Raw genomic sequence first — 13,430 nt, 5'->3', positions numbered from 1 at the left:
GTCATGACCGAAGCCATTCGTTACGAAAAAGGCCAGGACCAGATCGTGGTGCTGACCCTCGACATGCCCGGCCAGAGCGCCAACACCATGAACGCCGTGTACCGCGAGGCCATGGCGGCCACCGTGGCGCGCCTGGAAGCGGAAAAGGATGACATCGCCGGTGTGGTTATCACCTCGGCGAAGAAGACCTTTTTTGCCGGCGGCGACCTCAATGAATTGATCAAAGTCGATAAGGCCCATGCAAAAGTTTTCTACGACAGCGTGTTGGTGCTGAAGGCGCAATTGCGCCGCCTGGAAACCCTCGGCAAGCCGGTGGTGGCCGCGATCAACGGCGCGGCACTCGGTGGCGGCTGGGAGATTTGCCTGGCATGCCATTACCGCGTCGCACTGGACGACAAGTCGACCCAGCTCGGCTTGCCGGAGGTCACCCTAGGCCTGTTGCCGGGCGGCGGCGGGGTCGTGCGTATGGTGCGTATGCTGGGGCTGGAAAAGGCCTTGCCGTATTTGCTGGAAGGCAAAAAAGTGCGGCCGCAGCAGGCGTTGCAGGCGGGATTGATCCATGAATTGGCGGCGGATCGCGATGAGCTGCTGGCCAAGTCTCGGGCCTGGATTCTGGCCAATCCTGAGGCCAAACAACCGTGGGACAACAAGGCCTATCAGATCCCCGGCGGCTCGCCCTCACACCCAAAAGTAGCGCAGATGCTGGCGATTGCACCGTCGATTTTGCGCAGCAAAACCCATGGCTGCTTCCCGGCCCCGGAGAAAATCCTCTGCGCCGCCGTGGAAGGTGCCCAGGTGGATTTCGACACCGCGCACCTGATCGAAACCCGCTACTTCACCGAACTCGTCACCGGGCAGGTGGCGAAAAACATGATCGGCACCTTCTGGTTCCAGCTCAACGAAATCAACGCCGGCAGCTCGCGGCCACAAGGTTTTGCGCCGTACATCACGCGCCAAGTCGGTGTGCTTGGCGCGGGGATGATGGGCGCGGGCATTGCCTATGTCAGCGCCTGTGCGGGCATCGAGGTGGTGCTCAAGGACATTAACGTGGCGGCGGCAGAGAAGGGCAAGGCACATTCGGCCGCGCTGCTGGATAAGAAAGTCAGCCGTGGGCAATTGACCGCCGAACAGCGGGAAATCACTTTGGCGCGGATTCATCCTACGGCGTCTGATGCTGACCTGGCCGGCTGCGACCTGATCATCGAAGCTGTGTTCGAAGACCGCGAACTTAAGGCCAAGGTCTCGACCGCCGCTCAAAGCGTGGTCGGCACCGACGCCGTAATTGCCTCCAACACCTCGACCTTGCCCATCAGCGGTCTGGCGAAAGCGGTGCCTGATCAAGGCAAGTTCATCGGCCTGCATTTCTTCAGCCCGGTCGACAAGATGCCGCTGGTGGAAATCATCAAGGGCGCCCACACCCGTGACGAAACCCTGGCTCGGGGTTTTGATTTCGTACTGCAAATCAAGAAAACCCCGATCGTGGTAAACGACAGTCGCGGCTTCTTCACCTCGCGCGTGTTTGGCACCTTCACCAACGAAGGTATCGCCATGCTCGGCGAAGGCGTGGCCGCGCCGATGATCGAAACCGAAGCGCGCAAGGCCGGCATGCCGGTGGGGCCGTTGGCGGTGTCGGATGAAGTGTCGCTCAGCTTAATGAGCCACATCCGACAGCAAACCGCGAAGGATCTGCAGGCCGAAGGCAAGCCGCTGCCGACGCATCCGGCGACAGTGGTCATTGACCTGTTGGTGAACGAATACAAACGCCCCGGCAAGGCGGCGGGCGGGGGCTTTTACGACTACCCCGTCGGTGGGCAGAAACACCTGTGGCCCGAGTTGAAAACGCGGTTTGAACAGCCCGACAAACAGATTTCGCCACAGGATGTACGCGACCGCTTGCTGTTTATTCAGGCTATCGAAACCGTGCGCTGCGTGGAGGAGGGCGTGTTGATGTCCACGGCTGACGCCAACGTCGGCTCGATCTTCGGCATCGGCTTTGCCGCGTGGAGTGGCGGCGCGCTGCAGTTTATCAATCAGTACGGCCTGAACGACTTTATCGCCCGGGCGCGGTACCTGGCTGAGCAGTATGGGGAACGGTTCTCGCCACCGGCATTGCTACTGGAAAAAGCGGCACAAGGAGAAATATTCGGCTGACCGAAACGCCCTATCCTGCCCGATAGAGAACCACTGTGGGAGCGGGCTTGCCCGCGATAGCGGTATGTCAGCCACTGCATAGGTCGGCTGATATGACGCCATCGCAGGCAAGCCCGCTCCCACACTGAGGCACTTGGCGGGACTTGCTTTGCAGGTACATTTCAAGGCAGGCTCTGGGGTGTGCATTATTCCCATCACCGTGTCAGGTATTTTTTATGTCGCTACGCGTCTGTATCCTGGAAACCGATATCCTGCGTCCAGGCTTGATCGATCAATACCAAGGGTACGGGCAGATGTTCAAGCGCCTGTTCTCCAAGCAACCGATTGCCGCCGAATTTGTCGTCTACAACGTGGTGCAGGGTGAATACCCGTCGGATGAAGAAGTGTTTGACGCCTACCTCGTCACCGGCAGCAAAGCCGATTCTTTCGGCACCGACCCGTGGATCCAGACCCTCAAGACCTACCTGCTCCAACGTTACGAGCGCGGCGACAAGTTGCTCGGCATCTGCTTCGGCCACCAACTGCTGGCACTGCTGCTGGGCGGCAAGACCGAACGCGCCGGGCAAGGCTGGGGCATCGGCATCCACGACTACAAACTTGATGCCAAGGCGCCATGGATGAGCCCGGAAGTGGACGAGTTGACGCTATTGATCAGCCACCAGGACCAGGTGACCACCTTGCCGGAAAACGCCACGGTCATCGCTTCCAGCGCTTTTTGCCCGTTCGCTGCGTACCACATCGGCGACCAGGTGCTGTGCTTCCAGGGCCACCCGGAATTCATCCACGATTATTCCCGCGAGCTGCTGGAGATTCTTCAGACAACGCTGGGCGAAAAGGTCTACACCAACGGCGTCGCCAGCTTGGCACGTGACCACCACGGCGTCACCGTGGCGGAATGGATGATGCGCTTTGTCGCGCACAAGCCGCAGGCTTCAGCTTAAAGCCAGCCCGAACGCTTGAAGCTGGCCCACAAACTGGTGCAGCCCACGGCGATAAACCCGAGCACCGCAAAATAGCCGTAGTGCCATTGCAGCTCGGGCATATTCTGGAAGTTCATCCCATAAATCCCCGCTACTGCGGTGGGGAATGCCAGGATCGCCGCCCACGCGGCGAACTTGCGCTGCACCACGCTTTGGCGCGACGCCTCCAGCAACACACCAATCTCAATGGTCTGGCTGGCGATATCGCGCAGGGTGGTGAGGTCTTCCATCTGCCGCGTCACGTGGATCTGCACGTCACGGAAATACGGGCGCATATTCTTGTCGATAAACGGGAAGCTCAGCTTCTGCAGCTCCTGGCTGATCTCCACCATCGGTGCCACATAACGTTTGAGCCGCAGCACGTCGCGGCGCAGGCCGTGGAGGTTCTGGATATCGCGCTCGCTCAGCGAGCTGCACAGCACGTTACGCTCCAGCTCATCAATTTCGGCGTGGATTGCTTCGCTCACCGGCTGGTAGTTTTCGGTGACGAAATCCAGCAGCGCATAGAGTACGAAATCTTCACCGTGCTCGAGCAGCAGTGGCCTTGCCTCACAGCGTTGGCGCACAAAGCCGTAGGACGCCGAATGACCGTTGCGGGCAGTGATGATGTAGCCGTTGCCGGCGAAAATATGGGTTTCGATAAACACCAGCTTGCCGTTCTCGCGCACTGGTGAATAGGTGACGATAAACAGCGCATCGCCGAAGGTTTCCAACTTCGGGCGGCTGTGTTTTTCCAGCGCGTCTTCGATCGCCAGTTCATGCAAGTTGAACTGGCGTTGCAGGTTGGCCAGCTCCTGGGCGTTGGGCTCTTCCAGGCCGATCCACACAAAGTGGTCGGGTTTGGCAGCCCAGGCTGCGCCTTCGTCGAGGGTGATATCAGTGACTTTCTTTCCGGCGCTGTAAACGGCCGCCGCAACAACTCTACCCATGGTGCTGATCGCTTCTTATTAGGAGGACAGGTGTTGGGCAGCTTAGCTCGAATGGCGTTCCATTGTTGCTCTTGCAGGTGCGCGCTTCATGTGGCGAGCAAGCTTGCTTGCACTGGGGGGCGAGGCGCCCCCCAAAATCACAAAGGCGCAGGTGTCCAAGCGGTTTGCAGTTGCCGATCCATCTGCGCAATGCATTCATCCATCTGCGCCTGACACGCCTGCATCAACGCCGGGATGTCATCCGGAGTCAGTCCCACGGTAGGAATCGGCGGCAACGAACGTATGAGCACATCACCACTGTTCCAACGATTAAGCTGCATATGCGTGACGTAATTGCTGACACACACCTGCACGATCGGCACACCTGCCGCAATCGCCATATGGAACGCGCCTTTCTTGAACGGCAACAACCCTTTGCCCAAGTTGCGCGTGCCCTCCGGGAACACCCAGATCGAGGTGTCTTCGTGCTGCAAGGTATGCGTGGTGGTGAGCATCGCGCGGCGCGCCTTTTGCGCATTGCCACGGTCGATCAGTACATTGCCCGCCAGCCAGAACAATTGGCCGAACAGCGGCACCCATTTCAGGCTCTTCTTGGCGATACACACCGTGCGATGCGGCACCACAGTGCCCAACACAAACAGATCGTAGTTGGACTGGTGGTTAGCGAGGATCACGCACGTGCCCGGTTTGTTACGCAGCGAGTCGATATCCGCCTTCACGTTCAGCCGCAATATCCACATCGCAGGCAGCCCGTAGAGGCGAGCACACAGGCGACTGTTGTCCGGATTGAACGGCCGACAGATACCCAGCAACACGCCCAGCACACCCGCGACCATAAAGTGCAGGCCCATCAACAACATACGTAACAGAAAAAGCATCGACACGGCCCATCTGGACAAAAGGTGGCGCAGTGTACGGATGTGCACTGTATTCGGCAATTGCCCCTACAGACGTAGGAGATAGGCGATGTTTAAGCACATGTTTCAACGTGTGCCGGCAAAGCCCGGCTAGAGCGGTTAAGGATGTTTCCGAATTTTTTGTAAGAAAAGCCCGACTCATGGTCGGGCTTTGGCGCAGCAGCTATAAAGCATCAGCTTAGGTTGTGGCCCTGATCCTGAATGATTGCATCATCCAAGGCTTCCAGCAGCGCCTTACGTACCTTCAACTTGGTGTGCTTGTGGGCGTTCATGTTGATCTTCTTCAACTGACGCGCCGCTGCCAGGGCCGCCGCGTGCAATTCCTCCGGTGCTACCACCTTATCCAGGAAGCCAGCGCCCAAGGCGCCTTGCGGGTCAAACATCTCGGCATTGATCACCGAACGATGAAACGCCGACTTACGCAGCCGATCCCGCGCCAGCTCAATACCGGCGTGGTGCATGGTCATGCCGATCGCCACTTCATTCAGGCCGATGCTGAACGGGCCTTCCACGCCAATCCGATAATCGGCCGACAACAGCAGGAACGCACCCTTGGCCACCGCATGCCCAGGGCACGCCACAATCACCGGGAACGGGTGCGACAACAGGCGACGCGCCAACGTCGAGCCCGACGTCACCAGGCTGATAGCCTCTTTAGGGCCGGCCGTCATCACCTTCAAATCATAACCACCGGACAGAATCCCCGGCGTCCCGGTGATGATCACCACCGCCCGATCCTTCTCGGCCTGATCCAGTGCCGTATTAAACTCACTGACCACCGCCGGAGAAATGGCATTCACCTTGCCGTTGCTCAAGGTCAGGGTCGCGATACCGTCTTCGAAGTGGTAGGCAATCAACTCACTCATGACGCGGTTCCTTGTAGGACTTGTTATAGATAGGCTGTTTATAGAAGCGCATGCGCAGACGTTACCCACCACGCCCGCCCCGGTAAAGCGCCGTGACTGACTACCCAGTCAGGCTTTTGCCGCATCCCCAAGGGTAGACGGCCCGGAGCCGGGCGCAGCCGCCGCCCCGAACGCGTACCGCCGATGCCCGAGAATGGCAGATTCACCGCCCCTTGCTGGGTGGGTAATGGCATAACCGTCTAACCGCATGAAAATTCTGAAAAAAACCTTTGCCATCAGAAAGGCTTTCGACTACATTAGCGCGCCTCGACAGACTGAACTAGTTTGACGAGATACGGTGAAGTGTCCGAGTGGCTTAAGGAGCACGCCTGGAAAGTGTGTATACAAGAAATTGTATCGAGAGTTCGAATCTCTCCTTCACCGCCACATTCTGAAAACGCAAACCCCTGATTTTCCTAGAGAAAGTCGGGGGTTTGTGGTTTCTGACGTCTGGGAAATAGCAATATGGGACAGATCTGGGACAGATGCTCTATGTTGGTGCGTAAAAACAAAATCTGGCAAATGGGCATGAAACGACTTCCCGTCCAAACACCCGGGCTGCCGGAGGCGCTGCCATCTTCTAGCCGGTCACTGATAAGCGAGCCTCTCAGCTCGCAGTCTTAGTAATGTCAATTCCGACCTGAGCTTGATGCTCCCGCCGCTCGGAAAAACTCAGGAAAAGCTTACACATTCGCTCAACCCATCCAGCTTTCTATCTTTGTATGTCATGCCAAACGAAGCGAGGAATTTATCGGCAAAGATGTCCTTTGGGTGTTCGCTAGGTTTTTCTCTATTCAGCACTCTAGAGATTGAACTCACGAACAAGTCGGATATTTGCATCAGCGGCGATATAGCTGAATCTTCTGCTTCTACTACGTCGATATATACATTTCCATTGAATATTGCGGTCGATGCATTTTGCAGTTGAAGCTTGATTTCCATTATGGATAATTTGTCTTTTGACTCTTCTTCGCTGTCTTTCCTGAATTGAAGATTTCTAGGGAGAATGGCTCGGCCAGATACGTTCTCCTCTTTAATTCCATTTATTACCATGTGATAGAATAGTTTGTTTAAAGTATCGTCAACGCTGTAAAGACCTGCTCTCAAAACTCCTAGCCCTTTAAATGAAATCGAAGTTGAGTTTTCTATTATGACGCCAAGAAGTGCAAGGTATTGATTTATATTATTTTTATCTATCTCCTTGAAGTGCATTTCGCCTTTGAAGTTTATATCGCTTTTCTTTTGATTTACTGCTCTGGTTATTTTCATTGTCTCGTAGCTTCGTAGAACCCACAGACTACCAACCATCAGATATTTCCCTGTCTTGCCGCTTTCATCTGCGTAAATGCAGTACACCGGATGAGAAGGGCGAACCTCCAGTGCTTTTTGTTTTTCCTCCTCTTCTAACGTTCCACGGTATTTCCTTACCTCAGGTGAGGCTTTGAACAAACCAAGTGTATTTTGAACGGTGGCGCGGGCTCTAGAGATAGAATTAAGTTTTTCTAACTCAGGGTACTTATCTTCTGGAATCGCTCCACCCGAATAAAGGTCAGACTGAAATGTTTTCCAATATAGGAATTGACATTTTATGTCTGAGTCGCGTGCGGAAGGATAGTGATTCAATATCCAGCCAACGCGATCAGTAAGCCGAGCGGGACTGTTGCTTGCGATCGCAGATAACACCCGAATTTTCTCAGCTTCAGTTTTCTCGTTTGTCTTGGTTTCGGTTACTAAATCTTCAGGTTGGTCTTCTACCAGGTCATCCATGATTCTCTCCTTTTGGCAATGAGCCATCATCATGCGGCTGCGAAGATGCGTCAAAGTGTATTCGTGCACAAAGATGTAAGTTTTGTAACAGCGGCTTATCCGACTTATTCTTTGAGAGTGCAGGATGAGGATCGGCATGTATCTTTTCCAGTGTGCCGTTTATGTTCAACTGGCCCCCACTTTGACCAGGTGCGGGGGCTTTTTTGTGCGCCGGAGGAAACTAATACCCCCCTGGACTGGTAGCTCAGCCCCCCCTATTCTGGTTCACACACTGACCCCCTCACTCAAAAAGGAACCGCCGCCATGCCGTTACCCGTCACGCCGTCATATCGGGAACGGTTGATCGCCTTGCGCAGCTATAACCCCAAGGTGGCCGATCTGGCTGCGCGTATCGCCCAGGCAATAAAACCCGAGGCTCTGGAGCTGTCGGAAAGCACTTTGGAAGGCGAGTTATTCGATCGCCTACAGGCAGTCGGCCAGCAGCGGGTACGATGCGTTACCCGTCTGAGCGCTTGGTTCTCTCCCCTGTTACAAGGTCAGGCGTTGCAGCATGCCGAAGCCGCAGCGTTTCTGAATGAAGCGGCCTGCCTGGGCGGGCCTTCTGGAGTGGTTCCTGAATGAGTGCGCTTGACGTTGACGCGGCCCGGTACCAGCTGGACGATAGCCTGAATGCCTGGTCCACCAAATGGGTGTTAGACGCAAATATGCTGTTGTGCGCCAGCTGTAGTGGCGGGCAGCGCGCCCGGGACGCTGACCAACCGTTCCGTCACGGCGATGGCTGCCGTTTGGCCAGCGAATTTACTCTCCACCCCTGGTGCGAGCTGGCCGAGATGCTGCGTGCAGTGTCGCAGGCGCGAGCCTGACGGCCGTCCGATGGCTTTGCCGAGACGGTAGCATCACTGATTCAGTGTAGGGCTGTGACCGGCGATAGTTTTAGTGCTAGTTGCAGCATTCCTACGACGTCTGGACCGTCCTCATTGATCCACGTCCCATAGTGCTGACGGATCATGTTGCCGTTGGTATGCCCCATCTGTTCGGCTATCCAGTCGATCGACGCAACGCCGGTGGTTAGTAACTGACTGGCGTATGTATGCCTGCACTGGCCAGGCCCACGATAGCGGACCCCGGCCGCGAGTAAGTGAGCCTTGAAGAACCTGTCGCGGACCACAAAATCGTTGGCGTGAGGCAGGCCGCTTTTCGTATTCAGGAAGACAAAATGCAGTTTGTGTTTTCTCACCGTCTTGTTGTCCCGCTCAACGATTTCAACAGTTTCCGCCTTCCGATCTCTATTCAACGCATCGATCTTCTGCAGCGCATTCCAGGCGGGGGGAAGTAGGCGAACTTTGCGCGTCGATCGCCGGGTTTTTGTCACCCGGTAAGCCCCGCGCACCTTCGACCTGCGGAAGGTTACGGTGCCTCGCTCCAGGTCGACATCCTCCCAAGCCAGGGCGATGGTCTCGGATACCCGGGGGCCGGCCCACATCATGAACTGAACCATTAACAGCTCTTGTGTGCGGCTGGTGTGGGTCTCCAAGATCTGTTTGATTTCCGCCCGGGTAAACGGGTCTGGCGCCTCGGGATCTGGTAAGCGCACCTGCAAACCTTCGGTTGGATCGTGCGCGACTTTCATCCTGGTGCGATACAGCCTAAACACCTGACGCACGTTGCTGATGATGTCGCGGATGGTCTTGTTCTTGAGCGTTTTAGACAGTGTTCCCTGGATCCACTCCTGCAGGTCAAGGTGATCGATGTTTTGGATCTGAACCTTTCCCCAGCGCGGCCGCACGTGAACTTCTGCCTTGTTGGCATAGCCCCGATAACTCGACGCCGCCACGCTGTTTGCTTTGATCTTTAACCATAGGTCCAGGTAGTGCCCGAAGGTGTTTTCGACCAGCTTGGCGGAGTTGGGGAAGTGCCGCGCATAATCAAACGTGCCGGCCTGAATTTCGTATTCGATGATGTCGACCAGGCGCTTTCCCTGGGCCACGATTGCGGGTGTGTTGCCCCCCGGGATTGCTTCCCGGCATTTTTCCCCGTTGTATTGAAAATAGATTCTCACGGATTTCCCGCGAGCTTCGACCCCACTCATGTAAACCCCTAACGCTGTGCTCGTGTATCGACAGTCTGACGATCGGAAACAAAAAGGCCCGTTTCCGGGCCAAGTATCTGGTAGCGCATCTTCTGGTGGACGCGGCTTACCCTTTAGGCTTGTGATTGCGTAGATGGGCGTTCTGCAGCTGGCGCAGCCGGCTGCATTTCAGGTGATTGCCCTGGGCGCGCCAATTGCCGCATTGGTCGCAAACGCTGGTGTGATCAATGTTCCAAGGAAAGCGCCGTGTTGGTGCTGCAGAACTGTCAGACATTGCGTGATACGCCTCGGGTTGCCGGCTTGGCGAGCAGTTGGGCGACGACGGCGGCATCCGTTTCGCTGAGTTCGCCCAGGGTGCTGGCCATCTGGCTGAGGCTTTCAAGGCGGGTTCGTGATTCAGGGGTTTTGTGTACCAGGTAACCAATGACTGCCGCGCCGATGATCGCGGTGGCCACCAGGTGGCGTGCCGGTGTGATAGCCTTCGCGCCGCTGCTGCTTAGGTTCTGTGCTTGCATGGTATAGCCCTCTGTTGCGGTTAGGTGTCGGGGAGCTGCAACTCCTCGACACTGCTTCTTTTAAGTTCAGTCCTTACGGGCCAGGTGGATCACCAGATCGTCAAAATCCGGCTCATGCTCAACGCATGATTGCCACTCCAACACCCTCAAAATCTGTTGCCTGCTGCAGTCGTCCATCAGGATTTCGCGCTGGCCACCGGCTGCGCGTACTTCTAGGATCTCCAGCAAGCCATTCTCTCCATACGCCCCGGCTTGAATAATCGGCGCGCTCTCACCTGTGAAGTCCAGGCGGTCTTGCACTGACTGCAGCTTGCTTGTTTTGCCGTCGCCGGCATTGCCCATAAACACTTGGATCTGCATCGGTCTTACTCTCCTTTATGCCTTGAGTGTCCAGCACTTGACTGTCGTCGGCCGGGGTTGCGAGCATGGGTTACGGCCGTTGAACGCAGCACGGACAGCGCTGTGTACGGCCTTATTGCTATCCAGGAACTTGCGGGAACGGGACTCTTTGAGCAGGTCGCGCAACGTGGCCACCTCGGCCAGCTTCTGTTTGTGTTCGGCGGCTCGCTCGCAGAATTCGTTGAGGTTGATAGCGATCACTGTGGGGTCGCTGCTGTGGTCGACCACTGGGTCTTCGCTTAAGGATTCGAGGTAGTCGTAGACCTCCCAAAACTCGGCCACGGCCGCATGGTCGGAACTGATCGAGGCTTGGCGCTCGATGGCCATCCGCACGATCTGGCGCTGGGTGGCTGCGACCTGGGGGTCACTCAATTTCAATACCAGACGAATGCCATCCAGCAGCGAAAGCATTTGCGCGTGATTTTTGCTGATGCGCTCCACGCGGATGTAGGCGCGCAGGTCATAGCCGCAGCTGGTGCAATTACCCTGGTCACTCACGTAGGCCTTGCTGCAGGCGAAGCAATGGGTGTGCAAACGACGCAGCTTCGATTCGTGTTGGGGCATACGCTGGGCGAACAGCTCAAGCACCGCGGACTCTTTCCCCACGGCCCGCAACAGGAAGTGGCTGAGGATGCCGCCGTCCAGGGCGTTGAGTTGATCAGCTGCAGTACGGCTTTCCGGCGTGACGGTCGGCCGCACAAAGTGCAGTTTCACAATCCGCGTCATGATCGCTTCGTGGGCGACCACGGCCGCGTTCTGGCTGATAGCGATCGTTCCCCGGAATGGCGGCTCGTACGTCTCGTTGCCGGCGGTCTTGACGCCTTTCGTGGCCAGGGTGCCGCCGCCATAGAAGTCTTTCAGCTCGTCCCATTCGAAGGTTTTAGCGTGTGCCCGGTCATCACCGTGGCGATCGGCTTCCAGGAACACCACGGGCATGCCGGAGACCTGGCCCATCAAGCGAGAACGCCCGGCCTTAGTGGACTTCATGGGGTCAAACCCTTCATAGCCTTCGCGGCCGAGTAGTTTCCACAGGAGGTTAAGCAAGGTTGTTTTGCCGGCGCCGGCCTCACCAGTGGCTTCCAGGAAAGGGAAGGACTGGTAGCGAGCGCGGATCTGTTCGCAAAACAGAGAGCCGAAGAAAAACACCAGAGCGACAAAGCCCTGGGCGCCGAAGCAGGTCCATAGCAACTGCACCCACTTCTCATCAAAGCCCTTTGCTTCGCGCTGCAGCTTGATGGGGACGCCTTTCTGCAGCGTTTTTAGGCGCAGCTTGCCGAACTCGAAATAGTCTTCGCTGTTGACCTTGTAGGTGGTGCCGTCCTTGATCGCGATATCGCCGTAGACGTAGCAGGCGTATTCCTTGCTGTAGCCCACGTAGTCGATGGTCGATACGGTTTTGATGCCAAACAGTTGATCCTTCATGAGCTTGTCGAGCTGCTGGCCACTGCCGGTAAACATCGCCCCCGCCGCCATGCCGAGCAGCCGCTTTTTGAATTCGCTTGCGGCCGACAGCTGGCCGCTGGTGAAGGTGTTTTTCACGCTTTCGGAGTCGTGCGGGAAGTCCACGCGCAGGTAGTACCAGGATTCGTCCGTTACCTCGTTACGCTGGAAGTACAGGGCTTGTGGGTAGCAGTTGGCAATCTCCACGACGCTGCCGGACTGCTGCAGCGCTTTTTCGCGCTGTTGCGCCTGGTTCAGCAGTTGGTCGTCGTGGTTCTCGCTGTCCTCGATGTCGGACATGGCTCGGTTGAATTTCTCCATATCCAACTTGAACCAGTACAGGCGGCTGCCGAAGCCCAGGTGAAATTCCCCGCGCTTGTTCCAGTCGTACATGAGCAAGGCCTTTTCCGCTGCGCTCTCGGCCAGCAGCAGGGCGCCCTGGTGGCGGGCTTGCTTGAGGTCAGTTGCTATCTGTTCGGCGCGCTTGGTGTCGTCCTGGATGAAGCTCCAGCGCTGATGCAGATCGTTCCAGTCTGACTTGCGGCCGTCGCGTTGCGGGATCTGTGCAGACTCACAAACGAAACCCAGGGCGCGGGCTTCGCGCACCCAGCGCCGGGTGTAGGCGTTGGCGCTGGGCTCGTTATCAAGCGCCCAAACCAGCTTGGGCAATTTCCCGCCATCGCGGATCTTGACCAACGCTTTCAGCGAGTCCCCCGGGAACGCATTAGAGGACATGGCCGAGACGGCCGCGATGTCGTTGTGCACCAGAGCGATGGCATCGAAGATCCCTTCGACAATCCAGATTTCCTTGGTTTCAAGAAGGTCGACGCAGGGCGGGCACCACCAGACGCCGCGATAGCTGTCCTTGGATTTGAAGCGGGCTTTCATCTTGCCGAAACGGTGCGGCTGATCGATCAGGCGTTCCCACCAGCCGCCTTTTTCCAGGGCGAAGCGCACAGTCGCGCTGCCGGCATTGTGTTCAGCGGAGTAGAACGTTTCTTGGGTGAACCAGCCCTGGATCAGTTCAAATCGAAAGCCCCGGGCGAACTCCAGGTAGGCGCGGGCCGTTGCATTGGGGTGTTGGTCTGTCGCCGGCGCGCGCTTGCTCCAATCTTCGAACAGATCGTCGTACAGCTCTTTCACGTGCAGGGTGTGGCCACACTTTTCGGGGCGACCACAAATCACCATCCATGGCGTATCAAAGCGGGAATACAGTTCTTTCTTTTTGCACTTCGGGCAGGTGCCGCCGCGCATGTAGTCGGTGCCCGTGCGGTGCTTGAGCCCGAAGTCGGACTGGAGGCGTTGCAACACGTCTTCGCGAAGATCTTCTTTCATGGG

The 13,430-nt window shown here is 56.9% G+C and carries 11 protein-coding genes and 1 tRNA gene; 4 read left to right on the top strand and 8 right to left on the bottom strand.

Annotated elements, in window-relative coordinates; genetic code table 11:
• Positions 1-3: 3 nt before the first annotated feature.
• Together KZH41_RS23605 and KZH41_RS23600 are read left to right on the top strand one after the other, a co-directional pair.
• Positions 4-2,151, top strand: a complete 2,148-nt coding sequence (locus tag KZH41_RS23605) for a 3-hydroxyacyl-CoA dehydrogenase NAD-binding domain-containing protein (RefSeq protein WP_263273843.1) — start codon at positions 4-6, stop codon at positions 2,149-2,151.
• Between the two features lie 215 nt (positions 2,152-2,366).
• Positions 2,367-3,092 (top strand): amidotransferase, encoded by a 726-nt coding sequence (locus KZH41_RS23600; protein WP_094950379.1) that lies wholly within the window; start codon positions 2,367-2,369, stop codon positions 3,090-3,092.
• Here KZH41_RS23600 and KZH41_RS23595 read toward each other — a convergent pair.
• The 3 genes from KZH41_RS23595 to KZH41_RS23585 all read right to left on the bottom strand — a co-directional run bounded on the left by KZH41_RS23595 (position 3,089) and on the right by KZH41_RS23585 (position 5,843).
• A complete protein-coding gene (locus tag KZH41_RS23595; protein ID WP_094950378.1) occupies positions 3,089-4,060 on the bottom strand; it encodes a magnesium and cobalt transport protein CorA in 972 nt (323 codons plus the stop codon). The genes KZH41_RS23600 and KZH41_RS23595 overlap by 4 nt on opposite strands.
• 137 nt (positions 4,061-4,197) lie before the next feature.
• The gene (locus tag KZH41_RS23590; protein WP_094950377.1) at positions 4,198-4,938 is read right to left on the bottom strand and encodes a lysophospholipid acyltransferase family protein; all 741 of its coding nucleotides are present in this window, start codon (positions 4,936-4,938) and stop codon (positions 4,198-4,200) included.
• Between the two features lie 212 nt (positions 4,939-5,150).
• Positions 5,151-5,843 carry a crotonase/enoyl-CoA hydratase family protein gene (locus tag KZH41_RS23585; RefSeq protein WP_263273842.1) on the bottom strand — a complete coding sequence of 231 codons (693 nt, stop codon included), beginning with the start codon at positions 5,841-5,843 and terminating at the stop codon, positions 5,151-5,153.
• A gap of 336 nt (positions 5,844-6,179) precedes the next feature.
• Between KZH41_RS23585 and KZH41_RS23580 the strand changes: the two genes are divergently transcribed.
• Positions 6,180-6,269, top strand: a tRNA-Ser gene (locus KZH41_RS23580).
• A gap of 285 nt (positions 6,270-6,554) precedes the next feature.
• Here the strand turns inward: KZH41_RS23580 and KZH41_RS23575 are convergent.
• Positions 6,555-7,649: a DUF3800 domain-containing protein gene (locus KZH41_RS23575; protein ID WP_263273841.1), complete on the bottom strand. Its 1,095-nt coding sequence runs from the start codon at positions 7,647-7,649 to the stop codon at positions 6,555-6,557.
• A 303-nt stretch (positions 7,650-7,952) separates the two neighbouring features.
• Here KZH41_RS23575 and KZH41_RS23570 point away from each other — a divergent pair, with 303 nt between their 5' ends.
• Positions 7,953-8,270: a hypothetical protein gene (locus KZH41_RS23570; protein WP_263273840.1), complete on the top strand. Its 318-nt coding sequence runs from the start codon at positions 7,953-7,955 to the stop codon at positions 8,268-8,270.
• Positions 8,271-8,553: 283 nt separating this feature from the next.
• Here KZH41_RS23570 and KZH41_RS23565 read toward each other — a convergent pair whose 3' ends face one another.
• The 4 genes from KZH41_RS23565 to KZH41_RS23550 form a co-directional block, all read right to left on the bottom strand.
• Positions 8,554-9,738, bottom strand: coding sequence for a site-specific integrase (locus KZH41_RS23565; protein WP_263273839.1), 1,185 nt, complete (start codon positions 9,736-9,738; stop codon positions 8,554-8,556).
• 266 nt (positions 9,739-10,004) lie between these two features.
• On the bottom strand, positions 10,005-10,253 hold the full coding sequence (locus KZH41_RS23560) for a hypothetical protein (protein WP_263273838.1): 249 nt from the start codon (positions 10,251-10,253) through the stop codon (positions 10,005-10,007).
• Positions 10,254-10,319: 66 nt separating this feature from the next.
• A complete protein-coding gene (locus KZH41_RS23555) occupies positions 10,320-10,613 on the bottom strand; it encodes a hypothetical protein (protein ID WP_263273837.1) in 294 nt (97 codons plus the stop codon).
• A gap of 15 nt (positions 10,614-10,628) precedes the next feature.
• Entirely contained in the window at positions 10,629-13,427 is a 2,799-nt protein-coding gene (locus tag KZH41_RS23550) for a toprim domain-containing protein (protein WP_263273836.1), read from the bottom strand.
• Positions 13,428-13,430 lie beyond the last annotated feature (3 nt).

Source organism: Pseudomonas sp. YeP6b, from assembly GCF_025642995.1.
GTDB lineage: Bacteria > Pseudomonadota > Gammaproteobacteria > Pseudomonadales > Pseudomonadaceae > Aquipseudomonas.
This window is presented reverse-complemented; position numbering and strand designations above follow the sequence as displayed.